The organism is Kitasatospora sp. GAS1066B, assembly GCF_041262605.1.
Taxonomy (GTDB): Bacteria; Actinomycetota; Actinomycetes; order Streptomycetales; family Streptomycetaceae; genus Kitasatospora.
The window spans coordinates 1-26,712 of sequence record NZ_JBGCCO010000052.1 but is presented as its reverse complement, the minus strand read 5'-3'; the positions used below and the strand labels follow the sequence as shown (position 1 = coordinate 26,712).

The window sequence follows — 26,712 nt, the reverse complement described above, 5'->3', positions numbered from 1 at the left end:
TCATCATCATGACCGCGTCCCCCTCCGACCAGCCCGCCGAGCAGGCGTCCGACCAGCCCACCGGCCAGTCCATCGGCCGGTCCGCCGAGCAGCATGCCGAGCAGTCCGCCGCCGGCCCGACGCCGCAGGTCCCACAGACCCGCACGGCGCGCCACCGGCGGATCGTGGACCTGCTGACCCGTCAGCCGGTGCGCTCGCAGAGCCAACTGGCCAAGCTGCTGGCCGATGACGGACTGGTGGTCACCCAGGCCACCCTCTCCCGGGACCTGGACGAGCTGGGCGCGGTCAAGATCCGCAACCGGGACGGTGCGCTGATCTACGCCGTCCCGGCCGAGGGCGGCGACCGCACGCCGCGCGCGCCGATGGGGGAGTCGGCCAGCGAGGGACGGATGGCGCGGCTGGCCGGAGAGCTGATGGTCTCGGCCACCGCCTCCGGCAACCTGGTGGTGCTGCGCACCCCGCCGGGCGCGGCGCAGTTCCTCGCCTCAGCGATCGACACGGCCGGGGTGCACGAGATCATCGGCACCATCGCGGGCGACGACACGGTCCTGCTGATCAGCCGGGACCCGTCCGGGGGTCAGGCGCTGGCGGACCACCTGATGCAGCTGGCGCAGGCTCGGACGGAGCGTCAGTAGCTCATCTGGGGCTGGGGCTGCGGTTCGGTGGGGCCTCCGAGTACACGGGGCGGCAGACAGCAGGCAGCAAATAGCAAACAGCAAACAGCAGGTAACAAACAGCAGGCAGCACGCAGCGATCAGCAGGGCAGGGGCGGGATCCGGCCATTCTCCATCGACCTCGGTTCGGCCGGGCGTGTGCATCTCAACCGAGCGTTAGGTTGGCCTCACGGAACGTTGGTTGCCCCAGGCAACCGGCCCACCTACGCGCCCAACGAGGTCCCGCCATGCACGTGACTGTCGATCAGGACCGCTGCTGCAGCTCCGGCCAGTGTGTGTTGACCGCCCCCGACGTCTTCGACCAGAGCGAGGAGGACGGCCTGGTGCTGCTGCTCCAGGACCGTCCCGACCCCGTCCACCTCCCCAAGCTTCGTACCGCCGCCGCCCTCTGCCCGGGCGGCGCCATCACCATCCATGCCGTCCATGCCGTCCTGGCCGAGCAGGCCGAACACGCCGAGCAGGCCGAACGCACCGAGCGGGCCGACCGGCCCCAGCAGGTGGAGGGGGTCCAGGCATGAGCATCGTCGAGGAGATCAGCTTCCCGGCGCCGCGCGAGCAGGGCTGCCCCTTCGACCCGCCGCCCGCCTACCGCCGCGCCGCCACCAAGATCGCCCTCTGGGACGGCAGCCCCTGCTGGATGGTGACCGGCTATCAGGACGTGCGCTCGGCGCTGAGCGACCGCCGCTTCAGCGCCGACAGCCGCCACCCCGCCTTCCCGTTCCTGCTCCCCGGCCAGGAGGTGCGCCGCGAGAAGCCGCCGTTCCTGCGCCTGGACGACCCCGAGCACTCCCGGGTGCGCAAGATGCTCACCACCGACTTCCTGATCAAGCGGGTCGAGGCGATGCGCCCCGAGATCCAGCGGATCGTCGACGAGCAGCTCGACACCATGGTCGCGAACGGCTCGCCCGCCGACCTGGTGGCCGAATTCGCCCTGCCGGTCCCGTCCCTGGTGATCTGCGACCTGCTCGGCGTGCCGTACGAGGACCACGAGTTCTTCCAGCGCCAGAGCGTGCGCCTGCTGGACAGCACGGTCCCGCCGGGTGAGGCGCGGGTCGCCTTCGACCTGCTGATCGCGTACCTGACCGAGCTGGTCGCGAGCGGGCGCGTCGGGTCCCAGGGCATCCTCGCCAAGCTCGCCGCCCGCGACGACCTGACGGCCGAGGAACTCGCCAACAACGGGCTGCTGCTCCTGATCGCGGGCCACGAGACGACCGCGCACATGACCTCGCTCTCCACCCTCGCCCTGCTGCGCAACCCGGCCCAGGCCGACCGGCTGCGGGCCGAGCCCGAGCTGATCAACGGCGCGGTCGAGGAACTGCTGCGCTACCTCACCATCGTGGACACCGGGCTGCCCCGGGTGGCGCTGGAGGACATCGAGCTGAGCGACGGCCTGGTGGTCAAGGAGGGCGAGGCCGTGCTGCTGATGCTCTCCATCGCCAACCGCGACGAGGAGCTGTTCCCCGGCGGCGCGGAGCTGGACGTCGCCCGCGACGCCCGCCGCCACCTCGCCTTCGGCTTCGGGGTGCACCAGTGCCTGGGTCAGCCGCTGGCCAGGGCCGAGTTGCAGATCGCGCTGTCGACGCTGCTGCGCCGGCTGCCGCAGCTGCGGTTGGCGGTGCCGTTCGAGGAGGTCGCGTTCCGCAACGAGACGCTGATCTACGGGCTGAAGGAGCTGCCGGTCGCCTGGTAGCAGCCGCAGATCCGGGTCCGTCAGCTCTGGTGGATCATCGGATGGACTGCTACTACTGCTGACCGTGCGGATCACCAGAACGAGCGAGACCAACGAGCGAGACCACCGTCGGGACGGTGGCGGAGTGGCCGGTCCACTCCGTCACCGTCCCGACGGTCCTGTTTCCGGTGGTCGGCGACCACCCGCTCAGGCAGGCGCTGCCGGCCCGCTGCCGGCCCGTGCCCACGACCGGGCCGGGTGCCTGGATGTCGAGTTTCCCGCCGCGCTTTGAGTTTCATACGGTGTCGTGCATACTTATGCCTATCACCGCATGAGCCACTAGCAACTTGAGCCACCGAAGAAGGAGAAAGCCGTGACCGAGCGCGTCGTACTCGCCTACTCGGGCGGTCTGGACACGTCCGTCTGCATCGGCTGGATCGCCGAGGAGACCGGCGCCGAGGTCATCGCCGTCGCCGTCGACGTCGGCCAGGGCGGCGAGGACCTGGACGTGATCCGCCAGCGCGCACTGGACTGCGGCGCGGTCGAGGCCGAGGTCGCCGACGCCCGCGAGGAGTTCGCCGACGAGTACTGCCTGCCGGCCCTCAAGGCCAACGCGCTCTACCAGGGCCAGTACCCGCTGGTCTCCGCGCTCTCCCGCCCGGTGATCGTCAAGCACCTGGTCGCCGCCGCGCAGAAGCACGGCGCCACCACCGTCGCGCACGGCTGCACCGGCAAGGGCAACGACCAGGTCCGCTTCGAGGTGGGCATCAACTCGCTCGCCCCGAACCTGAAGTGCATCGCCCCGGTGCGCGACTACGCGATGACCCGGGACAAGGCGATCGCCTTCGCCGAGGCGAAGAACCTCCCGATCGTCACCACCAAGAAGAACCCGTACTCGATCGACCAGAACGTCTTCGGGCGGGCCGTCGAGACCGGCTTCCTGGAGGACATCTGGAACGCCCCGATCGAGGACGTCTACGAGTACACCCAGGACCCGGCCACCGCGCGGGCGGCCGACGAGGTCGTCATCACCTTCGAGGCCGGCGTCCCGGTCGCGATCGACGGCCGCAAGGTGACCGTGCTCCAGGCCATCGAGGAGCTGAACAAGCGGGCCGGCGCCCAGGGCATCGGTCGCCTCGACATGGTCGAGGACCGGCTGGTCGGCATCAAGTCCCGGGAGATCTACGAGGCCCCCGGCGCGATCGCGCTGATCACCGCGCACCAGGCGCTGGAGAACGTCACGGTCGAGCGTGAACTGGCCCGCTACAAGCGGCAGGTCGAGCAGCGCTGGGCCGAACTGGTCTACGACGGCCTCTGGTTCTCGCCGCTGAAGCGCGCGCTGGACGGCTTCGTCGACGAGGCCAACCAGTGCGTGACCGGCGAGATCCGGATGGTGCTGCACGGCGGCCGCGCGGTGGTCAACGGCCGCAAGTCGGACCAGTCGCTGTACGACTTCAACCTCGCCACCTACGACACCGGCGACACCTTCGACCAGTCGATGTCGAAGGGCTTCATCGAGATCTTCGGGATGTCCTCGAAGATCGCCGCCCGCCGCGACCTGGCCTGACGATCCGTCAGAACCCTGCCCTGGCCCGACAGTCCAAGGCAGCTTAGGCACCCCGAGCCCCGGTCGTCCTCCCGGCACGGCCGGGGCTCACCCCCACCCGCAGACATCCAGCAAGGAGCCACGCGATGTCGTCCGACCCGACCGCCGACGTCCGCCTCTGGGGCGCCCGCTTCGCCGACGGCCCCTCCGAGGCGCTGGCCAAGCTCTCCGCCTCGGTCCACTTCGACTGGCGGCTCGCCCCGTACGACATCGCGGGCTCCCGGGCGCACGCCCGTGCCCTGCACGCCGCGAAGCTCCTGACGGACGATGAACTCGCCGCCATGCTCGCCGGGTTGGACCAGCTGCTGGCCGACGTCGAGTCGGGCGCGTTCACCGGCACGATGGCCGACGAGGACGTGCACACCGCGCTGGAGCGCGGCCTGTTGGAGCGGCTCGGCGCCGAGCTGGGCGGCAAGCTGCGGGCCGGCCGCTCGCGCAACGACCAGATCGCCACGCTCTTCAGGATGTACCTGCGCGACCACGCCAAGATCATCGGTGGCCTGATCCTGGACCTCCAGGAGGCGTTGGTGGGCCTGGCCGAGGCGCACCCGGACACCGCGATGCCCGGCCGCACCCACCTGCAGCACGCCCAGCCGGTGCTCTTCGCCCACCACGTCCTCGCCCACGTGCAGGCGCTGGGCCGGGACGCCGAGCGGTTGCGCCAGTGGGATGCCCGCACGGCGGTCTCCCCGTACGGCTCCGGTGCGCTGGCCGGCTCCTCGCTCGGCCTGGACCCGCGCGCGGTCGCCGCCGAACTGGGCTTCGAGGGCGGCTCGGTGGGCAACTCGATCGACGGCACCGCCTCGCGCGACTTCGTCGCCGAGTTCGCCTTCGTCACCGCGATGATCGGCATCAACCTCTCCCGGATCGCGGAGGAGGTGATCATCTGGAACACCAAGGAGTTCGGCTTCATCACCCTGCACGACGCCTTCTCCACCGGGTCCTCGATCATGCCGCAGAAGAAGAACCCGGACATCGCCGAGCTGGCGCGGGGCAAGTCGGGCCGCCTGATCGGCAACCTGACCGGGCTGCTGGCCACCCTCAAGGCGCTGCCGCTGGCCTACAACCGGGACTTGCAGGAGGACAAGGAGCCGGTCTTCGACTCCTGCGACACGCTGGAGGTCCTGCTGCCGGCCTTCACCGGGATGATGGCCACCCTGACGGTCCACCGCGACCGGCTGGAGGAACTGGCCCCGGCCGGCTTCTCGCTGGCCACCGACATCGCCGAGTGGCTGGTCAAGCGCGGGGTGCCGTTCCGGGTGGCGCACGAGGTCGCGGGTGCGTGCGTCAAGGTCTGCGAGGGGCAGGGCATCGAGCTCTGGGACCTGACCGACCAGCAGTTCGCCGAGATCTCCGAGCACCTGACGCCCGAGGTGCGCGAGGTGCTCAGCGTGCACGGCGCGATCGGTGCCAGGGACGGGCGCGGCGGCACGGCGCCGAGCGCGGTGGCCACCCAGCTGGTCGAGGTCAAGGCGGACCTCGCCGTCCAGCGCGCCTGGACCCGCCGCTGACCATCCGGCCCGAGGCGCCCGGCCCCGAGTCCGGCTGACCATCCGGTCCCACGTGCGGCCCCGGACCCGACCCGGGTCCGGGGCCGTCCGACCATCGTCCGAACCCTTCAGCGGGTGATATTTCCGCGTGATTTGCGCCACCCGGTACCGCCAGTGGGTTGAGAACAGCTGAAGGCTGGGTAGAGCGCTGGCGAACGCATCGCCGTTAACGGCTGATACGGTCTTGCGCTACCCCCGGTCAGGGACGATCTCCGACCGGGCAGACCTCCGGCAGGCCACCCGGTGCGAAACCCTCACCCTGCGCCCCGGGTATTGACGATGGGAGGCCCCCGCACATGGGCATGAGCGTGATCATCTCGCCGGCGACCGAGCAGGACACCGAGCAGATCCTCAAACTCCAGTACCTCGGCTACCAGAGCGAGGCCGAACTCTACGGCGACTGGTCGATCGAGCCGCTGACCCAGACCCTGGAGAACCTGCGCGAGGAGCTGGCCGGCCGGCACGTGCTGGTCGCGCGGCTGGGCGACGAGGTGGTCGGCGCGGTGCGCGGCTGGGTCGAGGAGGACGGCGTGGGCCGGATAAGCCGCCTGGTGGTGCACCCCCGGATGCAGCGCCACGGCCTCGGCGGCCGGCTGTTGCAGGCGCTCGAGGAACTGCTGCGGCAGGACGAGCGCCCGGTGCACTCCTTCCAACTCCTCTCCGGCCACCGCAGCCTGGGCAACCTGCGTCTGTACGCGAGCCAGGGCTACCGGCAGACGGCGGTCCACCCGGTCACCCGCAGGCTGAGCTTCGTGACCCTGGAGAAGCCCGTCGAGGCCCCGCTGGCCGCCGCGGTCTGACCTCGGCCGCCACTGTCGGACCCGGCCACAACTGTCGGACCCAGCCACCGCCGATTGGTCCGAACCACCGGTCGTACCCAACGCCGAACGGCTCCACCACCATGGTGGGGCCGTTCGGCGTTTCCCTTGTGGCGACTGGGCTGTGTCCGCATTACGGACAGCACATCCTGATTTCTGGGACCCGGCCTTGGTATCTGCTTTACTTACTTTCATGACTGCGACGACGAAGACCACCGCCACCGGCACCATGCCGGCACGTGTGCGTGGCATGTGTTGTCGAATGTGTCACTGCTGATCGGGCCTGACGCCCCGCGGGCCACCGCCCGCCCAGCCCCTCGATCCGCCGCCTCCCGCTGACCGTTCGGTCGGTTCCGCACGGGATGTCCGGCGCCCCAGGTCGAGTCCGGCTCACCCCGCCACATCCCCCGCCCCGAGGCACGGCGTCCGCACGCCCGCGCCCAGGAGGTCGGGCCCGTGCGCACCGCCCCCACCCGACCCCGACCCACGGAAGCAGCTGTGATCACCACCAAGGACCTCACCAAGGTCTACACCTCACGTGGCCGCCAGGTCAGCGCCCTGCGCGGCGTCGACCTGCACGTCCGCACCGGCGAGGTGTACGGCGTCGTCGGCACCTCGGGCGCGGGCAAGAGCACCCTGATTCGCTGCGTCAACCTGCTGGAGCGCCCGAGCTCAGGCACCGTCACGGTGGACGGCGTCGAACTGACCGCGCTGCCCGGCGGCCGGCCCGGATCCGCCCAGCGCGGGGCCGGGCGCGAACTGCGCGCCGCGCGCGGCCGGATCGGCATGGTCTTCCAGCACTTCAACCTGCTCTCCTCGCGCACCGTCCGGGAGAACGTCGAACTGCCGCTGGAACTCACCGGCCTGGGCCGCACCGAGCGCCGCCGCAAGGCCGGCGAGCTGCTGGAGCTGGTCGGGCTCGGCGACAAGGCCGGCGCCTACCCGAGCCAGCTCTCCGGTGGCCAGAAGCAGCGGGTCGGCATCGCCCGCGCGCTGGCCGGCGACCCCAAGGTGCTGCTCTCCGACGAGGCCACCTCGGCCCTCGACCCGGAGACCACCCGCTCGATCCTGGCGCTGCTGCGCGAGCTCAACCAGCAACTGGGCCTGACCGTGCTGCTGATCACCCATGAGATGGAGGTGATCAAGTCGGTCTGCGACTCCGCCGCGCTGATGCGCGACGGACGGATCACCGAGTCCGGCACGCTCACCGACCTGCTCGCCACCGAGGGCTCGGAACTGGCCCGAGAGCTCTTCCCGCTCGGCGACCCCGACTCCGACCTCGGCACCGGGCGCCCGGGCGCCACCGTGCTGGAGATCACCTTCCAGGGCGACAGCTCGAGCCAGCCGTTCGTCTCCCAGCTGGCCAGGACCTACCAGGTCGACATCAACATCCTGGGTGCCGCGGTGGAGACCATCGGCGGCCGCCAGGTCGGCCGGATGCGGGTCGAGCTGCCCGGCGACCACCAGGACAACGTGGTGCCGATCGGCTTCCTGCGCGAGCAGGGCCTGCAGGTGGACCTGATCAGCCCGAACGGAGTTGTGGCATGAACTGGGACGACATGCAGCCGCTGCTGCACGACGCGACGATCGAGACGCTGCAGATGGTCGGCATCGCCACCCTGGTCACGTTGCTGGTCGGCCTGCCGCTCGGGGTGCTGCTGGTCCTCACCGACAAGGGCGGTCCGCTGCGCAACGCGGTGGTCAACAAAGTGGTCGGCGCGATCGTCAACGTCGGCCGCTCGCTGCCCTTCGTGATCCTGCTGGTCGCGCTGATCCCGTTCACCCGCTGGGTGGTCGGCACCTCGATCGGCTGGCAGGCGGCCACCGTGCCGCTGGCCGTCGGCGCCATCCCGTTCTACGCCCGGCTGGTGGAGAGCGCGGTGCGCGGCGTGGACGGCGGCCTGGTCGAGGCCGTGCACGCGATGGGCGGCGGCACCTGGGCCGTGGTCCGCAAGGTGCTGCTGCCCGAGGCGCTGCCCGCGCTGCTCGCCGCGCTGACCACCACCGTGATCGCGCTGGTCGGCTACTCGGCGATGGCCGGCACGGTCGGCGGCGGTGGCCTCGGCAACCTGGCGATCACCTACGGCTACATGCGGTTCGAGACCAACTTCATGATCGTCATCGTGGTCGAGCTGGTCCTGCTGGTGACCCTGGTCCAGTTGCTCGGCGACCTCGCCGTCCGCCGCCTCAAGCGCTGACGCCTCCTCACCAGAGCCCCAACGGCCCCACCACAGCAGCCCCCTCAGACTTCCGCCCCCGAACTCCCGGGTGCGCGGCCCCCGTCCAACGGAGAAAGGCACTTTTCGTGCGTACCGTCCTGAAGTCCACCGCCCTCCTCGCCACCGCAGGCCTGACCCTCACGATCGCGGCCTGCTCCTCCTCCGGCAGCTCCTCGAACAGCGCCGACAAGCCGCTCGTCGTGGTCGCCAGCCCCACCCCGCACGCCCAGATCCTCGACTACATCAAGGACAACCTGGCGGCGAAGGCGGGCCTGAAGCTGACGGTCAAGGAGGTCACGGACTACACCCTGCAGAACCCCGCCGTGCAGGACGGCTCCGCCGACGCCAACTTCTTCCAGCACGTCCCCTACCTGACCGACTTCAACAAGACCCACGGCACCGACATCGTGCCGGTCGAGAACGTCCACCTGGAGCCGCTGGGCGTCTACTCGAAGAAGGTCAAGAAGATCGGCGACCTGGCCGACGGCGCCTCCGTCGCGGTGCCCAACGACGCCACCAACGAGGGCCGCGCGCTCAAGCTGCTGGCCGACAACCAGGTGATCACCCTGAAGGACGGGGTCGGCACCGGCGCCACCGTCCGCGACATCGCCGGCAACCCGAAGCACCTCAAGTTCAAGGAGCTGGACGCCGCCCAGCTGCCGCGCGCGCTGGACGACGTGGACGCCTCGGTGATCAACGGCAACAACGCGCTGGGCGCCGGCCTCAAGCCCGCCACCGACGCGATCCTGCTGGAGAAGGCCGAGGGCAACCCGTACGCCAACGTGCTCGCGGTCAAGAAGGGCCACGAGAACGACCCGCGGGTGCAGAAGCTGGCCCAGCTGCTGCACTCGCCCGAGGTGAAGAAGTACATCGAGGACACCTTCCAGGGCTCGGTCATCCCGGCCTTCTGACCGGCGCCCGGCCGGACGACGGCCCACCGGCCCCGTGCCCCGTGCCCCGCCGCACCCGCGGCGGGGCACGACACCCCCTGGGGCCAACTGACGGTCCGTCGACCCCCGGCGACGCCCGGCGTGCGCGGGGCGTACCGTGGGTCCACGACCCGGCGAGGAGAGACGGTATGCCAGCGAGTTTCCCCGAGACCGCGATCAGCACCGAACGGCTGCTGCTGCGCCCTCTGGAGGAGGGCGACGGGCCCGAGTTGGTCGCCATGATGGCCGACGACCTGGTGCTCAGCTGGACCGACGTACCGCAGCCGTTCACCCACGCCCACGCGCTGCGCTGGGTCCGCCACCGAGCGCCCGAGCAGCGCGCCGAGGGGAGCGGGATCGCCTTCGCCGTCACCGAGCACCTGACCCAGCGGCTGGTCGGCCTGGTCGAACTGCGGCACACCGACTGGCGGCTGCTCAGCACCGAGGCCGCCTACGTCACCGCGCCCTGGGCCCGCGGCGAGGGTTACGCGGTCGAATCGCTGCTCGGCGTGGCCCAGTGGCTCTTCGAGGACCGCGGCTTCCACCGCCTCGAACTGCGGACCGCGGCCGGCAACACCGCCGCCCAGCAGGTCGCCCAGAAGATCGGCTGCATCAGCGAGGGCGTGCTGCGCAGCGCCTGGATAGTGCGCAGCGGCGAGGTCGGTTCGGCCGGCGAGGAGAGCCGCAGCGACCTCATCGTCTGGAGCCTGCTCCCCGAAGACCTCGAACCGGTACGGGAATCGCCCGCCCCGTTCGCCGCGCTGCGTCGCGGCTGAGGCCGAGCGCGGCCCGCCCGGCGCTCGCGTCGTGCTCGCGTCGTGCTCGTGTCGCGCTCACGCAGTGCTCGTGTCGCACTCGGATCGCGCCCGTACCGTGCTCGTTCGGTGCGCGTAGCACCGAGGCGGCGGCTGGGACACCTGGGCCTACCAGGTAACCTCCTCTCCTGGACGGATGGCCGCAGCGGCGGGGGTGGGTGCACCTGACGCCCGCGTGGCTCCGGCCGATCCAGGGGCCAGTCGCGCGCACCGCCGCGCGCCGTGGCCGAGTCGTGAGGCGGGAACCGAGGGAGAGCAGCCGCGATGGCTGACCGGATCACGGTCATCGGGTGGGACGGCACGCCGCTGACCGCGGCGGCCGCCGCCGCGCTCGCCGCGGCCACCTTGGTGGCGGGTGCGCCCTACCAGCTCAACGCGCTGCCGGTGCCGGCCGCCGCCGAGCGGATCGCGCTCGGCAGCGTCGAGTCGGCGGCCCGCCGGATCGCCGAACACCGCGGCGCGGTGGTGGTGGTCGCCGAGGGCGACCCCGGCTTCTTCGGCGTGGTGCGCACCCTGCGCCGGCCGGAGTACGGCCTGGAGTTGGAGGTGCTGCCGGCCGTCTCGTCGGTCGCCGCCGCCTTCGCCCGGGCCGGGATGGCCTGGGAGGACGCCCAGGTGGTGAGCACGCACGGCGGCCGGCTGCGCAAGGCGGCCAACGTCTGCCGGGCCCACTCCAAGGTCGCCGTACTGACCAGTCCCGACGCCGGGCCCAGCGAGCTGGCCCTGATGCTGCGCGGGGTGCACCGCACCTTCGTCGTCTGCGAGGCGCTCGGCACCGAGGAGGAGGACGTCTCGGTGCTGACCTCCGACCGGGTGCCCGACCACGACTGGCGCGATCCCAGCGTGGTGCTGGTGATCGGCGGCAACGCGCAGACCCAGGCCGTGGACGCGCCCTCCGGCTGGTTGGCGGGCCGCCCGGTCGGCTACCCGGCCGCCGAGCGCGGCTGGGCGCTGCCCGGTGACGCCTACGACGGCGAGGGCGTGCGGACCCTCTCCGAGCAGACCCGGGCGGTGATCCTGGCCCGGCTCGGTCCGGGACCCGGTGACCTGGTGTGGTGCGTGGGCGCCGGCAGCGGCGCACTCGCGGTGGAGACGGCGCGGTTCGGCGCGGCCGTGGTGGCCGTCGAGGCGGACGCCGCCGGCTGCGCGCGGATCGCGGTCAACGCGCGCCGGTACGGGGTCGAGCTGGAGACCGCCGCCGGCAGCGCGCCCGAGGTGCTCGGCGGGCTGCCCGAGCCGGACGCCGTGGTGGTCGAACGCGGTGGCGCCGAGGTGGTGGCGGCGGTCCTGACCCGCCGTCCGGGCCGCCTGGTCGCGCCGGCCCGCACCCTGGCCGAGGCGGAGCAGATCCGCGCCGTGGTCGCCGCCGCCGGCTACCAGGTGGAGGGCGCGATCCTGCAGTCCGCGCCGCTCACCACCGACGGCGGTCTGACGATCGGCGCGGGGGAGAGCAACCTGGTGCTCTGGGCCGAGCCCAAGGGCTGAGCCGCACCGGTCGGTCGACGGACCCGGCAGCTGAGATTCCGCCAGCTGAGATGTCGCCAACCACCGCCCTGGCAAATGAGGATGAAACGGACACCTGGCCGGTGGGCTGTCCGACCGGGCCGGTAGTCTGACGATTCGACCGCCGTTCGGGATCTTTCGAAAGGTTCCCCGAACGGCGGAGTGCCGACGTGGTGCAACCCACACGGAGATCGGCGTGTGGGCATTCGACTGACGCTCGCGAGACCGGGAGAATGTCCCGGGGCCCGGGCCGGTCGTGCCGGTTGCCCCGGGCTGTCGTTAGTTCAGGTGACGGTGCACGGTGACCGGCTGGCCCGTTCGGGGTCAGGCGAAGGGCACCGGACGCCGTGACCGCGGACGGCTCACGGCCGTCGCGCGGAGCGCGCGACGGTCGGCAGGTTGGACTGTGGGGTGGGCCGGCACGCGGCTTGGACCCGAAGCGGGCGGTGCGCCTAGGTCGGCGACCGGGCCGTCAAGGACGCGGAAGCGGCCTGGAAGGAGTGTTGACATGACCGACGGCGGTCACGTCCCCAACGAGGGACTGCCGGAGCACCTGCTCCCCGAGACCGGGACCGATCCGGCGCAGGGAGGTGGCGGGTGGGTCACCGACCTCGTCGGCCAGGCCGTACCCGTGGGTGCGCCGGGTCCTGGCTACACCTTCATCGACCAGCCCGACCGGGTGGACCAGCTCGACGACGAGGATGACGTGCTGCTGATGCCGGGGCCGCAGGGTTCCTGGAGCGACGCGTCCACCGCGCCGGTGGTCCCGCTCGGCGAGGCGCTCGCGCCGCAGGGCGTGCCCGGCTACGCGGTGTACGCGGCGGCGGACGGCTCGGTGGCCTTCCCCTCGGCGAACGCTGCGGTGCCGCCGGTCGCGCAGCCCGTGCAGCTCGTCCAGCCCGTCCCGGTGCAGGCCGTCCCCGACCTGACGGCCGGGCCGATGGCCGTGGTCGCCGCGGAATCGCAGGCCGCCCCGATCCAGCTGCCCGCCGCACCCGTCCCGCCGGCCGCCGTGCCGCAGCAGCCGGGCGTCCCCGGCCTGGCAGCGGTCCCGCCGATCGCCCCGGTCTTCGCGCAGCCTGACGCCGTGCCGGTCGCCAGCGCCCCGGTCGCCACCGCCGACCAGGCGCCCACCGGGGTGCCGGTCGAGCCCTCCTGGCCGCCGCTCGACCTGCCGGTGCAGGCCGCCGGCGAGGCGTCGGCCCCGGGTATCGCCCAGCCGGAGCAGCCGGCTCCCGCGCAGGTCGCCGCTCCGCAAGTCCAGGTCCCGCAGCCCCAGGCCCCGCAGGCGGCCGCCGCCCCGTCGCGCCGGCCGCTGCACGCCGGGCCGCCGATCCCGGACCCCTCGGTGATGACCGGTCAGGTTCCGGTCCGCTCGCTGGCCGATCGCGGCCCCTCCGAGCCGGGTGGCACGCCGCCGCACGGCATCCCGGTCGCCGCCCCGGTGCAGGTCGCCGCCGTCCTGGTGGCCGCCCCCGCGCCGGTCGAGCCGTCGACCGAGACCGTGGTGATCCCGGCTCAGTCCGTCGCGAGCGAGCCGCAGTCCGTCGTGCCGGCGCCGGTCGAGGCCGCGCCCGCCGAGACCGCCCCGCTGCCCGAGTCGGTGCCGCAGGCCCAGGCGCTCCCGGTCGAGGTCGCTGCCCCGGCCGAGGCCGCCCAGCCGGTCGTGCCCGCCGAAGCCGCCGAAGCCGCCGCCCCGGTCGCCGAGCTCGCCGAGGTCATGGCTCCGGCACCGGTCACCGAGGCCCTGGCCGTCGCCACCGAGGCGTCGATCCCTGACGTACCGTCAGCGGAAGCCGCCACGAGCCAGGTCGCCGAGCCGGTGGCCGCCGAGCCGTCGGCTGCCCCGCAGGTTCCGGTCGCCGACCCCGCCGCCGAGGTGCGTCAACCCGAGGTCGTCGAGGTTCCCGCACCCGTGGCCCCGCCGCGCCGGATCGCCGCCTTCCTGGCCGACCCCGCCCCGCTCGGCCTCTCGGTCCCCGAGGTGCAGACCCCCGAGGTGCAGACCCCCGCCGCGCCGCCCGCCGAGCAGGCCCCGGCTGAGGCCCCTGCCGCCGAGGCCCCGATCGCCGAGACTCCCGCCGTCGAAGCTCCCCCGACCGTCGCCGCCCCGGCGATAGCGCCTGTCGCTGACGCACCGTCGGCGGACGCGGACGCGGACGCCGCCACCGACGACACCGCCACCGACGCCGTCGTCCCCGAGGCCGCCGTGGCCACCGACGCTCCGTCAGCCGAGGCCGCAGCAGTCCCCGAGGCGCCCGAGGCCGCCAAGTCGGTCGAGCCGGTCGAGTCGGTCGAGCCCGCCCCCGCAGAAGCCCCCGCCCTCGCCGAGGCCCCCGAGCCCATCGAGCCCGCCGCCCCCCGCCCCCCGGCGGCCCCTGGCTACGCCGACCCGATGCGCGAGGCCGTCCACCAGGTGATGCGCGAGCGCCGCGACATCCGCAACGGCTTCCGCCCCGACCCCGTCCCGCACGAGGTCCTGCTGCGCGTCCTGGAGGCCGCCCACACCGCACCCAGCGTCGGCTACTCGCAGCCCTGGGACTTCGTGGTGATCCGCTCCGCCGAGACCCGCCGCAAGATGCACGCCCTGGCCGAGCGCCAGCGCGAGGCCTACGCGGACTCGCTCCCCAAGGGCCGGGCGAAGCAGTTCAAGGAAATCAAGATCGAGGCGATCCTCGACACGCCGGTCAACATCGTGGTCACCGCCGACCGCACCCGTGGCGGCCGGCACACCCTGGGCCGGCACACCCAGCCGCAGATGGCCCCGTACTCCGCGGCCCTCGCGGTCGAGAACCTCTGGCTGGCCGCCCGCGCCGAGGGCCTGGGCGTCGGCTGGGTGAGCTTCTTCGACGAGGAGGAGATGGTCCGCGAGCTCGGCCTGCCCGAGCACCTGGAGGTGGTCGCCTACCTCTGCGTCGGTTTTGTCGACTCCTTCCCGGACGAGCCGGAGCTGCAGCAGCAGGGCTGGGCCAAGAAGCGCCCGCTCTCCTGGGTGGTGCACGAGGAGCAGTACGGCAACCGTGCGCTGCCCGGCGAGGCGCCGCACAGCGTGCTCTCCGAGACGCTGCGCACCATCCGGCCACTGGATGCCAAGGCGCTCGGCCTGGCCTGGGACCGGCAGAAGCGGATGACCAAGCCGGCCGGCTCGCTCGGCATGCTGGAGATCATCTCCGCCCAGCTCAGCGGCCTGTCCCGGAAGTGCCCGCCGCCGATCCCGGAGCCCGCCTGCGTGGCGATCTTCGCGGGTGACCACGGCGTGCACGCCCAGGGCGTCACCCCGTGGCCGCAGGAGGTCACCGCCCAGATGGTGGCGAACTTCCTGGCCGGGGGAGCGGTGGTCAACGCCTTCGCCGCCCAGGTCGGCGCCGAGGTCTGCGTGGTCGACATCGGTGTCAAGGCCGACCTGCCGGAGGCGATCCAGCAGGGCCGCACCACCGGACTGCTGCCGCGCAAGGTCAAGCCGGGCACCGACGACATGACCCAGGGCCCGGCGATGACCCGGGAGGAGGCGCTCAAGGCGCTGGAGATCGGCATCGAGACCGCCCGCGACCTGGTCGCGGCCGGCAACAAGATCCTGATCACCGGCGACATGGGCATCGCCAACACCACCGCTTCGGCCGCCCTGATCTCCGTCTTCACCGGCGCCGACCCGACCGAGGTCACCGGACGCGGCACCGGCATCGACGACGAGACGCACGCCCGCAAGGTGGACGTGATCCGCCGCGCCCTGGAACTGCACAAGCCCGATCCGTCCGACCCGATCGGCGTGCTGGCGGCCGTCGGCGGTCTGGAGCACGCGGCGATCGCCGGCTTCCTGCTCGGCGCGGCCTCGCTGCGCACGCCGGTCATCCTGGACGGCGTGATCGCCGGCTCGGCGGCGCTGGCCGCCAAGGCGATCGCCCCCGAGGTGCTGGCCGCCTGCATCGCGGGCCACCGCTCGGCGGAGCCCGGCCACCAGGCCGCGCTCGCCAAGATCGGCCTGCGGCCGCTGATCGACCTCGATCTGCGGCTCGGCGAGGGGACCGGTGCCCTGCTGGCCCTCCCGCTGGTGCAGAGTGCCGCCCGGGCGATGCACGATGTAGCCACCTTCGACTCCGCCGGAGTCACCGAGAAGGGCTGACACCCGTCTCCACCCCGTACCGGCGCGGAGGCCCTGTCCGCGCCGGTACGGGGTGCTGCCGTACCCGAAACGACCGCCCCAGCCCCTCCAGGAGCCCCCGATGACCGCGCCCAACCCGCACCCGAGCACCGAGGGCCGCACGCCGTACCCCGTCGGCCTGCTGCTGAGCGGCCGTCGGGTCGTAGTGGTCGGTGGCGGCCAGGTCGCCCAGCGTCGGCTGCCCGCCCTGATAGCCGCCGGCGCCCAGGTCGACCTGATCTCCCCGGCCACCACGCCTGCCGTCCAGGCGATGGCCGACGCCGGCGAGATCAGCTGGCAGCGGCGCGGTTACCTGGACGGCGACCTGGCCGAGGCCTGGTACGTGCTGGTCGCCACCGACGAGCACGCCGTCAACGAGGCGGTCAGCGCCGAGGCCGAGCGCCGCCGGATCTTCTGCGCCCGCAGCGACGACGCCGCGGCCGCCACCGCCTGGACGCCCGCCACCGGTCACGACGAGGGCACCACCGTCGCCGTGCTGACCGGCGACCCGCGGCACTCGGCCGCACTGCGCACCACCATCGTCGAGGGCCTGCGCGACGGCAGCCTGAGTGCCCGCCAGTTCCGGCAGCGCTCGGCCGGCGTGGCGCTGGTCGGCGGCGGCCCCGGCGACCCCGACCTGATCACCGTGCGCGGCCGCCGGCTGCTCGCCGACGCGGACGTGGTGGTCGCCGACCGCCTGGCCCCGCGCGAGCTGCTCGCCGAGCTGCCCCCGCACGTCGAGGTGATCGACGCGTCCAAGATCCCCTACGGCCGGGCGATGGCCCAGGAGGCGATCAACCAGGCGCTGATCGACCACGCCAAGGCCGGCCGGTTCGTGGTCCGGCTCAAGGGCGGCGACCCCTACGTCTACGGGCGCGGCGGCGAGGAGTTGCTGGCCTGCGCCGCGGCCGGCGTCCCGGTCACCGTGGTCCCCGGCATCTCCAGCTCGATCAGCGTGCCGGCCGCCGTCGGCATCCCGGTCACCCACCGCGGCATGACCCACGAGTTCACCGTGATCTCCGGCCATGTCGCCCCCGAGGACCCGCGCTCGCTGGTCAACTGGGAGGCGGCCGCCCGGATGACCGGCACCCTGGTGCTGCTGATGGCGGTCGAGCGGATCGGCGCGATCGCCGCCCGGCTGATCGAGGCGGGCCGCCCGGCCGACACCCCCGTCGCCGTGGTCCAGGAGGGAACCACCGCCGCCCAGCGCCGGATCGACGCCACGCTGGCCACGGTGGCCGCCACCGTCGCCGCCGAGGGCGTCCGCCCGCCGGCCGTCATCGTGATCGGCGACGTCGTGCACGTCCTCGACCCCGCCACCCGCTGACCCCGCCACCCGTTGACCCCTGAGAGCCGCATGTCCGAGCCCAGCACCATCATCGACGCCGCCGACCCGCGACTGGCCGACTACACCGACCTGACCGACGTCGAACTGCGGCGCCGCCGCGAACCCGCCGAGGGCCTCTTCATCGCCGAGGGCGAGAAGGTGATCCGCCGCGCGCTCGCCGCCGGGTACCGGATGCGCTCGATGCTGCTCACCGCCAAGTGGCTGGACGTCATGGCGGACGTGATCGCCACCGTCGACGCCCCGGTCCACCTGGTCGAGCCCCGCCTGGCCGAGCAGGTGACCGGCTACCACGTGCACCGCGGCGCGCTCGCCTCGATGTCCCGCAAGCCGCTGCCGACGGCCGCCGAGGTGCTGGTCGGCGCCGGCCGCGTCGCGGTGCTCGAAGGGCTGGTCGACCACACCAACCTCGGCGCCATCTTCCGCAGCGCCGCCGCGCTCGGCATGGACGCCGTGCTGCTCTCCCCGGACTGCGCCGACCCGCTCTACCGCCGGGCCGTGAAGACCTCGATGGGCGCCGTCTTCTCGGTGCCCTACGCGCGGTTGGACCCCTGGCCGGGATCACTCGCGGCCCTGCGCGACGCCGGCTTCCACCTGCTCGCGCTGACCCCGGCCGAGGGTTCGGTCGACCTCGCCCAGGCGGCCCCGCACCGGCTGCCGAAGGCCGCGCTGATGCTCGGCGCCGAGGGCGACGGCCTCACCGCACCGGCCCTCGCCGCAGCCGACCAGCGGGTGCGGATCCCGATGGCGCACGGCATCGACTCGCTCAACGTCGGCGCCGCCGCAGCGGTCGCCTTCTACGCCGTCAACGTCGTGGCCGCCGGCTGACGGACCGTCAACTCGCAGCGCCCCTGGACCGGCCAGCTGGGCCCGGCGCCGCCGCAGTCAGCTGCTGCCGGTGCCGCCGGCCGCGCCCGCGTTCGTGCCGACCCCCGTGCCGCCCGAGATCCCCGCGCCCGGCCAGGACTCGTCCAGGCTGCCGTCCGCCCGCACCGTGTAGCGCGTGGTCGCCGTGGCGCCGGTCTGGGTCACCCGCTCCTCGCGGACCAGCGCGCCCTCCTCCAGCCGCCAGGCGGCGGTGGACTGCGGATCGGCGGCCGAACTGCGCGCGGTCAGCGCGACGGGGGAGTCGGCGGCGAAGCCGAACAGCTCGATCAGGTCCACCGGCACCGAGCCCTCGGTACGGCGCAGCACCACCACGGTGGCCGGCGCGCCGTGGTAGCGGGCGGGCAGCACGCTGGTCAGCGTCACCACCGGCGCGCCCGGGGCGGGGTCGGTGGCGGACCGGCCGCCGCGCAGCGCGATCTGCGGGCCGCCGGCGGGGTCGTTGTAGCTGCGGTTGGGCCAGTCCACCGGCGGCACCGGGCCGGTCGCCGGGCCGAGCCCGGTCGACGAGGCCACCGAGGCCACGGCTGCCACCGGGGCCGAGGAAGCCGCCGAGGCGGGCGAGGCCGGCACCGTCGCCGCGGCGCTGCCCGTCCCGCCGCCGGTGCGCGCCGCCGGGGCCGCCACCGCAGGCGAGGGCTGGGTGCCGTCGGCCGACAGGCCGATGGCGGGCCCGGCACCCTCGGCCCCGTTCGCACCGCCCTGACCCGCCGTCGCGACGTCGGCCACGGTGTGCCGCAGTGGCGACAGCCCCTGCGAGTGGCGGTTCTCACACCCCTGTGCCGCCGCGATGGCCAGGGCCACCCCGATGGTCACCGTGATGAAGACCACCAGCCGCTGCCGCCGCAGCCGTCGACGCGCGTCGAGTACCCGTCCGGGCGGCGGGGTGTGCTGGCGCTCGCGGGGCTGCGGCCGCCCGCCGGCCTCCTGCCGCGGCCGAGCCGGCGGCACCGGGGCGGCGGGCGGGTGCCCGACCGGTCCGCCACCGTGCGGCGGCGGGTAGGGCTGCGAGCGGGCGAACCGCGGCCGCCCGAGCGCCCGCGCCTCGTCCGCCTCCCGCGCCGCCCGCTCGGCCCGCTCCGCGTCGCGGGTGGCCGACTCCCGCAGGCCGCTCTCGCGTGCCGCCACCGCGCGCTCGTGCTCCCGCTCGCGCTCCCGCGGCCCGGCGATCGGCGGCGCTGCCGCCGCCGTGGCGGGGCGCGCGCGCCCGGCGCCCGCCCGGGCCGCCAGCTCGCTCAGCCGCTCGTGCAGGTGCGCGGCGCCGGGCCGCTCCATCGGCTCCTTGGCCAGGCAGGCTCCGATCAGCGGCGCGAGCGGCGCCGGCACCTCGGACAGGTCCGGCTCCTCGTGCACCACCCGGTACAGCATCACCTCTGACGAGGCGCCGGAACCGAACGGCGTGTCACCGGTGAGCGCGTACGCCAGGGTCGCCCCGAACGCGAAGACGTCGGTGGCCGGCGTCACGGCCGCGCCGCGCACCTGCTCGGGTGCCAGGAAGCCGGGGGAGCCGACCGCCGTACCGACGTGGGTCAGCGTGCTCGCGCCGCGCGACCAGGCGATGCCGAAGTCGATGATCCGCGGGCCCTTGGGGGAGAGCAGGATGTTGGAGGGCTTCAGGTCCCGGTGCACCACGCCGGCCTCATGGACCTTCACCAGACCGTCCGCCAGCGCGGCCCCGATCCGGGCCACCTCGGGCCAGGGCAGCGGGCCCTCGTCCCCGACCCGCTTGTACAGCGAGGGCCCCGGCACGTAGGCGGTGGCCAGCCAGGGCCGGTCCGTCTCGAGGTCCGAGCCGACCACCCGGGCCGTGCAGCCGGCCCGGATCCGGGAGGCGGCCGCGACCTCGCGGGCGAACCGGGTGCGGAACTCCACGTCCTCGGCCAGCTCGGCGCGGATCAGCTTCAGCGCCACCCGTTGGCCCTTGCGGTCGGACCCCAGGTAGACCACGCCCATCCCGCCGGCGCCGAGTCGCCGGTGCAACCGGTACGGGCCGACGATGCGGGGGTCCTCACGCCTCAGCCGCATCATCGCCATGTCGTTCCCCGTCAGCCCGTCAGGTGGGCAAGCCGTGAGGTGGGCCCCGCAGACTGGGGCATCGTCAGTTTCCGTCGGGCACAGCTTACGGACTGTCGGCTGCGGTGTGCTGATACGCAACACGCGAACCGCCGGTGGGATTGTCCGATCTCCGCTGGCAGGCTCGGTTCTGGACGTCGTCCGAGAGCTGTACTCGGGGCCTGTCCTCAGGGTTCCCTCGGGGGTTGACAACCCTGCCCATCCGTCTGCGGTAGTACGTCGAGGCGCCCGGCGTCATCCTCCCGGTGAGCCTTCGAACGATACGCAGGCATGACGCCACCGGGCTTGCCGCCGCCTACCGTTGAGGTCAGCGGTGGACGAGGTTCTCGTCCCCCGAGGCCATCGGTCCACCGCTCCCGATCCATGCCAGTCCATCCCCGGCACCGACCGAACAGCGGCAGGAGCAGGACCATGGCCACGCAGCTCACCGGAGCCACCGGGCACCGGCGATCGCTCGCCGAGCGCGTTCAGCGGCTCCAGCGCGCGCAGCGCCCGGCCCGCGAGGAGCGTCACCCGGCCGTCGCGCTGGCGATCGCGCTGCCCTGTGCCATCGCGCTGATGCTGCTCTTCGGCGGCTGGGACCAGATGGTCACCCAGACCAAGGCGGTGGCCGACCTGATCGGGCGCTGATCCCGAGGGACAGGGATCGGACGCCGGCCGGCGGCGCGCGCCCCCGCGGGGACGCGGACGGGCGAGAAGCGGGCGCGCACGCCCCGGCCATCCACGAGTGCCGTGTACGGACGTCGGTGAGGGCGGCCGTACACGGCACTCGACCCCCTCGTGTGACCAGCGCGACGGGCGCGACCACGATCCTGAAGAGCCGCAACGCCGAAGGGCCGGACCCTCGATGAGGATCCGGCCCTTCGGCGTTGCACTGTGCGCGATACTGGGATTGAACCAGTGACCCCTACCGTGTCAAGGTAGTGCTCTCCCGCTGAGCTAATCGCGCGGAACGACCGCGCCGTCAAGCGCAGTCCGAGATCCCGAAGGATCGATACCCCCTGAGGGGCAGTGCGCGATACTGGGATTGAACCAGTGACCCCTACCGTGTCAAGGTAGTGCTCTCCCGCTGAGCTAATCGCGCAGGTCAACCGCACCACGAAGGTGCCACCGCCGGACCCCGGAGGGTCGAGCAGCGTAGGGCTGGTGCGCGATACTGGGATTGAACCAGTGACCCCTACCGTGTCAAGGTAGTGCTCTCCCGCTGAGCTAATCGCGCGGGAAGACCCCGGCAAGCCGGGGACCTCTGGAGGTGGAGACGGGATTTGAACCCGTGTACACGGCTTTGCAGGCCGTTGCCTCGCCTCTCGGCCACTCCACCAGGCAACTTCGGTTGAACCATATCAGTAAGGACGATCATGCTGTCCTTCACCGAGCGGACGACGAGATTCGAACTCGCGACCCTCACCTTGGCAAGGTGATGCTCTACCAACTGAGCCACGTCCGCCTGTCTTCCGGGCTCCTCCCCGCCCTCTGGCGGCTCCGTTTCCCGGCGACGTGTTGAACTTTAGCGGAAACCTGGGCCAGCTCAAATTCCGTATCCGCAGGCGCTCGCCGGGCACCGACCGAACCCGGCTGCTCAGCACCCGTTCCGGCCCGCTCGGTGTCCCCGCAGGTCAGCCACCGCACGGGGCCGCGACCAGGAGGCGACCTAGACTTCCACCCACCGCACCCCACCCGCCGGGCCCACCCCTGCCCGTCACCGAGCCCGGACCACCAGCGCGAACCACCCGCAGGAGAACCGTGTCCCCCGCCAGACCAGCCCCACGCCCCGACCAGCCGATCGCCCGCTTCGGCGGCCGGCTCGCCACCGGGCTGCGCGAGGTGACCCACGACCCCGCCGCGCTGGAGAGCGAGGGCTGGTGGGCCGTCGCCTACGACTTCGAAGGACGCCTGACCTGCGCCCGGTTCGCCGAGGTGCACGCCGACCCGGTGCCGGCCCCGGTCGCCGACCGCTGGAACGGGCCGAGCCCCGACAGCTGGCGCAGCTCCCTGGACCGCGCCGCCTACCTCGCGGGCGTGCGCCGGATCCGCGACCACATCGCGGCCGGCGAGGTCTACCAGGCCAACCTCTGCCGGGTGATGACCGCGCCGCTGCCCGACCCCGACCCGGCCCGCAGCGATATCGACGCGCTCACCGGCCTGCTCGCGCTCGGCAACCCCGCCCCCTACGCCGGCACCATCCGGCTGCCCGAACACGGCGTGGAGATCTCCACCGCCTCCCCGGAGCTCTACCTCAGCCGCACCGGGCGCACGGTTGCCTCCGGGCCGATCAAGGGCACCGGCCGCACCGAGCACGACCTGCTGGAGAAGGACCACGCCGAGAACGTGATGATCGTCGACCTGGTCCGCAACGACCTCGGCCGGGCCTGCGCCACCGGCAGCGTCACCGTCCCCGACCTCTGCGTGGTCGAGAAGCACCCCGGCCTGGTCCACCTGGTCTCCACGGTCGAGGGCACCCTGCACGCCGGCGCCGGCTGGCCCGAACTGCTGACCGCCACCTTCCCGCCCGGCTCGGTCACCGGCGCGCCCAAGTCCAGTGCGCTGCGCATCATCGAGGCGTTGGAGACCGCCCCGCGCGGCCCCTACTGCGGCGCCGTCGGCTGGGTCGACGCCGACCGCGGCCGGGCCGAACTCGCCGTCGGGATCCGCACGTTCTGGATCGACCGGAGCCGACCCGCCGCTCCCGTCCTGCACTTCGGCACCGGAGCCGGCATCACCTGGGGCTCCGACCCCGAGGCCGAATGGGCCGAAACGGAGCTCAAGGCCGCCCGCCTGGTCGCGATAGCGTCGGGTGAGCACCCGGAGTAGAAGCCTCCGCTCCGGTCTCCCACCCCTGCTGAGGAGTGACCCGATGATCTGGCTCAACGGAGCACTGGTCGACGAGGCCAAGGCCGAGGTCTCCGTCTTCGACCACGGACTCACCGTCGGCGACGGCGTCTTCGAGACCGTCAAGTCGGTCGACGGACAGGCCTTCGCCCTCACCCGCCACCTCGACCGGCTGGCCCGCTCGGCCGCCGGCCTCGGCCTGCCGGTGCCCGAGCGCGAGGCGGTCCGCAAGGGCTGCGAGGCGGTGCTCGCCGCCAACCCGATGCCGCTCGGCCGCCTGCGGATCACCTACACCGGCGGCCTCGCTCCGCTCGGCTCCGACCGCGGCGACGCCCCGCCCACCCTGGTGATCGCCCTCGGCGCGGCCGCCGTGCGGTCCGAGACCACCGCCGTCGCCACAGTCCCTTGGACCCGCAACGAGCACAGCGCGGTGGCCGGCCTCAAGACCACCTCGTACGCGGAGAACGTGGTCGCCCTCGCCCACGCCCGCCGCCAGGACGCCACCGAGGCGCTCTTCGCCAACACCGCGGGACAGCTCTGCGAAGGCACCGGCTCCAACGTCTTCGTGGTGCTCGGTGGCAAGCTGCTCACCCCGCCGCTCGCCGCCGGCTGCCTGGCCGGCGTCACCCGCGCGCTGGTCGCCGAATGGTGCGAGGCCGAGGAGGCCGACCTGCCGTACTCGGTGCTGCGCGAGGCGGAGGAGGTCTTCCTCACCTCCACGCTGCGCGACGTCCAGGCCGTCGGCCGGATCGACGACCGCGTGCTGCCGGCACCCGGCCCGGTCACCGCCCGCGCGATGGCCCTCTTCACGGCTCGCTCGGCCGACGACATCGACCCCTGACCAGCCGGTGGCACCGCCGCCACACAGTCGATCCGGTACGTCGTTAGGTGGTTGCCCACCGGGGGAAGAGACCAGCCATGACCACCACGTTGCGCCCCGCCGGCCCCGAAGAGGCCTACCCGGACGGCGGGCGCGACCGCCGCTGGCTGGTCTGCGCGAACGGTCGCCCGGTGGGCTCGGTGCACACCAGCGCGCACCCGTACGGCAACCACCTGACCGGCCGGATCGACGATCTGGAGATCACCGAGGGCCGCCGGCGCGGGCGCGGCACCATCGCGGTGCTCGCCGCCGAGGAGGTGCTGCGGGCCTGGGGCTGTCACCGCGCCGAGGTCACCGTCCCGGTCGAGGCCGTGCCCGCGCACGCCCTGGCGCTGGCGCTCGGCTACACCGACGCCAACCGGAAGCTGCTCAAGCGACTCGGCCAACCGCCCGCCCTGCGACCTGACCTGACGATCCGTCCGATCGACGGGGCGGACTTCACCGAGTGGCTCGCGGGCACCAAGGCCGAGTACCGCGCCCACCTGCGGACGGCCGGGCTCACCGAGGCCCAGGCCCAGGAGCGCTGCGAGGCCGACCACACCCACCTGCTGCACCAGGGCCACGCCACCCAGGGCGTCGTGCTGCGTCATCTGGTGGCCGGCGGACGCCCGGTGGGCAGTCTCTGGGTCGCGCTGCGCGACGGCCGCCTGCCGGACGGCACCGCCCTCGCCTGGGTGATGACCGTCGAAGTCGACGCCGCCGAACGCGGAAAGGGCTACGGCCGCGAGCTGATGCTCGCGGCCGAACGCGAATGCCTCGCCGCCGGGGTCGACGCCCTGGGCCTCAACGTCTACTCGGCCAACCAGGTCGCGATCGCCCTCTACGAGTCGCTGGGCTACCGGACCACCCGGCGGGTGCTCGCCAAGTCCCTCTAGTGCGGCACTAGCCTTCCAGCAGTCCGGTGATCCGCTCCAGCAGGCCCTGCTGGCTCTTCCCGCCGTCCAGCCGCTGCCCGGCCACCACGTAGGTCGGCGTTCCGGTCACCCCGATCGCCTTGCCCTCGGCCTGGTCGGCGTCCACCGCCAGCATGTGGCGGCCGTCGATCAGCGCCAGCTCGACCTCCTCGGTGTCCAACCCGAGCTCCGCCGCCACCTCGATCAGCAACTCCTGGCCGCGCTGCTCCAGCTCCGGCACCCGGGCCAGCACCGCCTCCACGAACGGCCACCCCCGGCCCTGCGCGAACGCCTCCTCGGCCGCCTCGGCGGCCGCGTAGGCGTGCTTGTGCTTCTCCAGCGGGAAGTGCCGCAGCGAGACGGTGAGCGCGTCGCCGTAGCGCGCACGCAGCGCGCGGACGTCGTCCAGCGCCGTGTGGCAGTCCGGACACTGCAGCTCGCACCAGAATTCGAGATGGGGCAGGGAACCTTCGGTCATGCGCCCAGTGTTCCATTACCAGGGAGTTCCATGACCACGGCGTTCCCTCACCAAGGACCATGAACGGATCACCGACCAGGACGGAGCCAGACCATGCTCACCGGTGCGATCTGCTACGCCCTGACGGCCGGCGGCCTGGTGCTGGCCGGCCTGCACGCATGGCGCCGCCGCTGGCGCACCGCCACCCGCTGGGCGGGCCTGGCGCTGCTGCCCGCCGGCGTCTACCTGACCGGGCTGGTCCCGGTCGGTACCGCGATCGGCCGCGCGGTCGGTCACTGGGCGACCCGGCTCGTCTTCGACCCCCGGGTCTGGACCGGCGTCGTGCTGCTCGGCATCGCCGTCCTGCTGCTCGCACTGAGCCGCCTGGGCGTCGGCGGCAAGGGCAGCGGCAGCGATGGCGGCGCCGCTCAGGGCCGGCGCAGCGAGCAGGCCCACGAGCCGCGCCGGCCGCCCAGCCCGGCCGGGTCGGCCGCGCCGACCGCGGTCGCGCCGACGAAGGGCAAGAGCGCCGCCGAGGAGCTCGGCGACTTCTCCGACATCGAGGAGATCCTCCGCAAACGCGGTATCTGAGCCCGCGCGCCGCGGTCGGCCGCCGCTCAGCTCACGCCGAGCGTCACCGCCGCGTCGTCCGCCGCCGACCGCTGCCGGGCCCGGTAGGCGGCCACGTGCATCCGGTTACCGCAGGTGCGGCTGTCGCAGTAGCGACGCGAGCGGTTGCGCGAGAGGTCGACGAAGACCCGCGCGCAGTCCGGGGCCTCGCAGCGGCGCAGCCGCTCCCGCTCGCCGGCCATCAGGATCAGGCCCAGCGCCATCCCCAGCTCGGCCGCCAGGTGGTCGGCCAGCGCCGCGTGCGGGGCGAAGTAGTGCATGTGCCAGCCGTGGCCGTCGTGCTCGGTCAGCCGCGGCGTCGCGTTCACCGACGCCACCAGCACGTTCACCAGCTCGGCCGCCCGCTCGGTGGAGGCCGCGGTGAAGATCTCCCGCAGCCGGCCGCGCAGCTGTTGCACCGCGGCCAGGTCGGCCGCCGTGACCGCGTCGAGCTCGCTGAGGTCCTGCCGTGCCACGAAGGCGTCCAGCGCGACCAGGCTCGACAACTGCTCGAAGCCGCCCACCTCGGGAGCGGTGTTCAGCAGGTCGACCAGAATGCCCAGGGCACACTCGGTGTCATGGGTGATCAGCACGTGGGGACTCCTCGCGTGCGCCGGGGGCGGCGGTACCGCCCGCATCGGGTCATCACCGGCGAACTGTACCGGGCCCAGGTGTACAGACGCCGAAGGCGCCCGGTGTCGGGGGGGGGGGGGGGGGGGGGGGGGGGGGGGGGGGGGGGGCGGCCCCGCGGGGGGGGGGGGGGGGGGGGGGGGGGGGGGGCCCGGGGTCGTGATGTCGAAGGTCGCCACGAGGTTGTTCT

General features: G+C 73.2%; 21 protein-coding genes, 5 tRNA genes and 1 pseudogene. 19 read left to right on the top strand and 8 right to left on the bottom strand.

The genetic code is table 11. The annotated features are described in order from the left end of the window. Nucleotides 1–8 precede the first annotated feature (8 nt). The 14 genes from ABH937_RS35760 to ABH937_RS35695 all read left to right on the top strand — a co-directional run bounded on the left by ABH937_RS35760 (nt 9) and on the right by ABH937_RS35695 (nt 18,094). A complete protein-coding gene (locus ABH937_RS35760) occupies nt 9–635 on the top strand; it encodes an arginine repressor (RefSeq protein WP_280694736.1) in 627 nt (208 codons plus the stop codon). Nucleotides 636–901: 266 nt separating this feature from the next. Continuing rightward, the gene (locus tag ABH937_RS35755; protein WP_370220657.1) at nt 902–1,192 is read left to right on the top strand and encodes a ferredoxin; all 291 of its coding nucleotides are present in this window, start codon (nt 902–904) and stop codon (nt 1,190–1,192) included. After that, nucleotides 1,189–2,364, top strand: a complete 1,176-nt coding sequence (locus ABH937_RS35750) for a cytochrome P450 (RefSeq protein ID WP_280694737.1) — start codon at nt 1,189–1,191, stop codon at nt 2,362–2,364. Before ABH937_RS35755 ends, ABH937_RS35750 begins: the two co-directional genes overlap by 4 nt. A 352-nt stretch (nt 2,365–2,716) precedes the next feature. Continuing rightward, entirely contained in the window at nt 2,717–3,910 is a 1,194-nt protein-coding gene (locus ABH937_RS35745) for an argininosuccinate synthase (protein WP_280694738.1), read from the top strand. Nucleotides 3,911–4,035: 125 nt separating this feature from the next. After that, nucleotides 4,036–5,460, top strand: a complete 1,425-nt coding sequence (gene argH, locus ABH937_RS35740) for an argininosuccinate lyase (protein ID WP_280694739.1) — start codon at nt 4,036–4,038, stop codon at nt 5,458–5,460. 335 nt (nt 5,461–5,795) lie between these two features. Then, entirely contained in the window at nt 5,796–6,299 is a 504-nt protein-coding gene (locus ABH937_RS35735) for a GNAT family N-acetyltransferase (RefSeq protein WP_370220656.1), read from the top strand. Between the two features lie 516 nt (nt 6,300–6,815). Beyond that, a complete protein-coding gene (locus ABH937_RS35730) occupies nt 6,816–7,865 on the top strand; it encodes a methionine ABC transporter ATP-binding protein (protein ID WP_280694741.1) in 1,050 nt (349 codons plus the stop codon). Then, on the top strand, nt 7,862–8,515 hold the full coding sequence (locus ABH937_RS35725; RefSeq protein WP_370220655.1) for a methionine ABC transporter permease: 654 nt from the start codon (nt 7,862–7,864) through the stop codon (nt 8,513–8,515). The genes ABH937_RS35730 and ABH937_RS35725 overlap by 4 nt, the downstream gene beginning before the upstream one ends. Nucleotides 8,516–8,622: 107 nt before the next feature. Then, complete coding sequence (locus ABH937_RS35720; protein ID WP_280694743.1) at nt 8,623–9,447, top strand: MetQ/NlpA family ABC transporter substrate-binding protein; 825 nt, start codon at nt 8,623–8,625, stop codon at nt 9,445–9,447. Between the two features lie 167 nt (nt 9,448–9,614). Further along, the gene (locus ABH937_RS35715; protein ID WP_280694744.1) at nt 9,615–10,241 is read left to right on the top strand and encodes a GNAT family N-acetyltransferase; all 627 of its coding nucleotides are present in this window, start codon (nt 9,615–9,617) and stop codon (nt 10,239–10,241) included. A gap of 303 nt (nt 10,242–10,544) precedes the next feature. Beyond that, a complete protein-coding gene (cbiE, locus tag ABH937_RS35710) occupies nt 10,545–11,765 on the top strand; it encodes a precorrin-6y C5,15-methyltransferase (decarboxylating) subunit CbiE (protein ID WP_370220654.1) in 1,221 nt (406 codons plus the stop codon). 526 nt (nt 11,766–12,291) lie between these two features. Then, nucleotides 12,292–15,903, top strand: a complete 3,612-nt coding sequence (gene cobT / locus ABH937_RS35705) for a nicotinate-nucleotide--dimethylbenzimidazole phosphoribosyltransferase (RefSeq protein WP_370220653.1) — start codon at nt 12,292–12,294, stop codon at nt 15,901–15,903. Nucleotides 15,904–16,003: 100 nt separating this feature from the next. Next, nucleotides 16,004–17,248, top strand: a complete 1,245-nt coding sequence (gene cobA / locus ABH937_RS35700) for a uroporphyrinogen-III C-methyltransferase (RefSeq protein WP_370220652.1) — start codon at nt 16,004–16,006, stop codon at nt 17,246–17,248. Nucleotides 17,249–17,278: 30 nt separating this feature from the next. Next, nucleotides 17,279–18,094, top strand: a complete 816-nt coding sequence (locus ABH937_RS35695) for a TrmH family RNA methyltransferase (RefSeq protein ID WP_370220651.1) — start codon at nt 17,279–17,281, stop codon at nt 18,092–18,094. An 825-nt stretch (nt 18,095–18,919) separates the two neighbouring features. Here ABH937_RS35695 and ABH937_RS35690 read toward each other — a convergent pair. Beyond that, nucleotides 18,920–20,185 (bottom strand): annotated as a pseudogene (locus ABH937_RS35690) (serine/threonine-protein kinase); the annotation flags it as partial. 450 nt (nt 20,186–20,635) lie between these two features. Here ABH937_RS35690 and ABH937_RS35685 point away from each other — a divergent pair. After that, complete coding sequence (locus ABH937_RS35685; RefSeq protein ID WP_280694749.1) at nt 20,636–20,854, top strand: hypothetical protein; 219 nt, start codon at nt 20,636–20,638, stop codon at nt 20,852–20,854. A 247-nt stretch (nt 20,855–21,101) separates the two neighbouring features. On the opposite strand, the gene ABH937_RS35680 is transcribed toward ABH937_RS35685, so the two are convergent. The 5 genes from ABH937_RS35680 to ABH937_RS35660 form a co-directional block, all read right to left on the bottom strand. Then, nucleotides 21,102–21,173 (bottom strand) — tRNA-Val (locus ABH937_RS35680). A 63-nt stretch (nt 21,174–21,236) separates the two neighbouring features. Next, nucleotides 21,237–21,308, bottom strand: a tRNA-Val gene (locus ABH937_RS35675). A 60-nt stretch (nt 21,309–21,368) separates the two neighbouring features. Next, nucleotides 21,369–21,443: transfer RNA gene (locus tag ABH937_RS35670), tRNA-Val, on the bottom strand. 28 nt (nt 21,444–21,471) lie between these two features. Beyond that, nucleotides 21,472–21,545 (bottom strand) — tRNA-Cys (locus ABH937_RS35665). Nucleotides 21,546–21,598: 53 nt separating this feature from the next. Further along, nucleotides 21,599–21,671: transfer RNA gene (locus ABH937_RS35660), tRNA-Gly, on the bottom strand. A 296-nt stretch (nt 21,672–21,967) separates the two neighbouring features. Between ABH937_RS35660 and ABH937_RS35655 the strand changes: the two genes are divergently transcribed. The 3 genes from ABH937_RS35655 to ABH937_RS35645 all read left to right on the top strand — a co-directional run bounded on the left by ABH937_RS35655 (nt 21,968) and on the right by ABH937_RS35645 (nt 24,808). Next, nucleotides 21,968–23,035 carry a chorismate-binding protein gene (locus ABH937_RS35655; RefSeq protein ID WP_370220650.1) on the top strand — a complete coding sequence of 356 codons (1,068 nt, stop codon included), beginning with the start codon at nt 21,968–21,970 and terminating at the stop codon, nt 23,033–23,035. Between the two features lie 43 nt (nt 23,036–23,078). Beyond that, complete coding sequence (locus tag ABH937_RS35650) at nt 23,079–23,894, top strand: aminotransferase class IV (protein ID WP_370220649.1); 816 nt, start codon at nt 23,079–23,081, stop codon at nt 23,892–23,894. A gap of 77 nt (nt 23,895–23,971) precedes the next feature. Continuing rightward, entirely contained in the window at nt 23,972–24,808 is an 837-nt protein-coding gene (locus tag ABH937_RS35645; protein ID WP_370220648.1) for a GNAT family N-acetyltransferase, read from the top strand. 7 nt (nt 24,809–24,815) lie between these two features. Here ABH937_RS35645 and ABH937_RS35640 read toward each other — a convergent pair whose 3' ends face one another. After that, nucleotides 24,816–25,304: a DsbA family protein gene (locus ABH937_RS35640; RefSeq protein WP_370220647.1), complete on the bottom strand. Its 489-nt coding sequence runs from the start codon at nt 25,302–25,304 to the stop codon at nt 24,816–24,818. Between the two features lie 93 nt (nt 25,305–25,397). Here ABH937_RS35640 and ABH937_RS35635 point away from each other — a divergent pair, with 93 nt between their 5' ends. Next, nucleotides 25,398–25,874: a hypothetical protein gene (locus ABH937_RS35635; protein WP_370220646.1), complete on the top strand. Its 477-nt coding sequence runs from the start codon at nt 25,398–25,400 to the stop codon at nt 25,872–25,874. Nucleotides 25,875–25,900: 26 nt separating this feature from the next. Here the strand turns inward: ABH937_RS35635 and ABH937_RS35630 are convergent, their stop codons facing one another. Beyond that, nucleotides 25,901–26,485, bottom strand: coding sequence for a CGNR zinc finger domain-containing protein (locus tag ABH937_RS35630; protein WP_280694755.1), 585 nt, complete (start codon nt 26,483–26,485; stop codon nt 25,901–25,903). Nucleotides 26,486–26,712 lie beyond the last annotated feature (227 nt).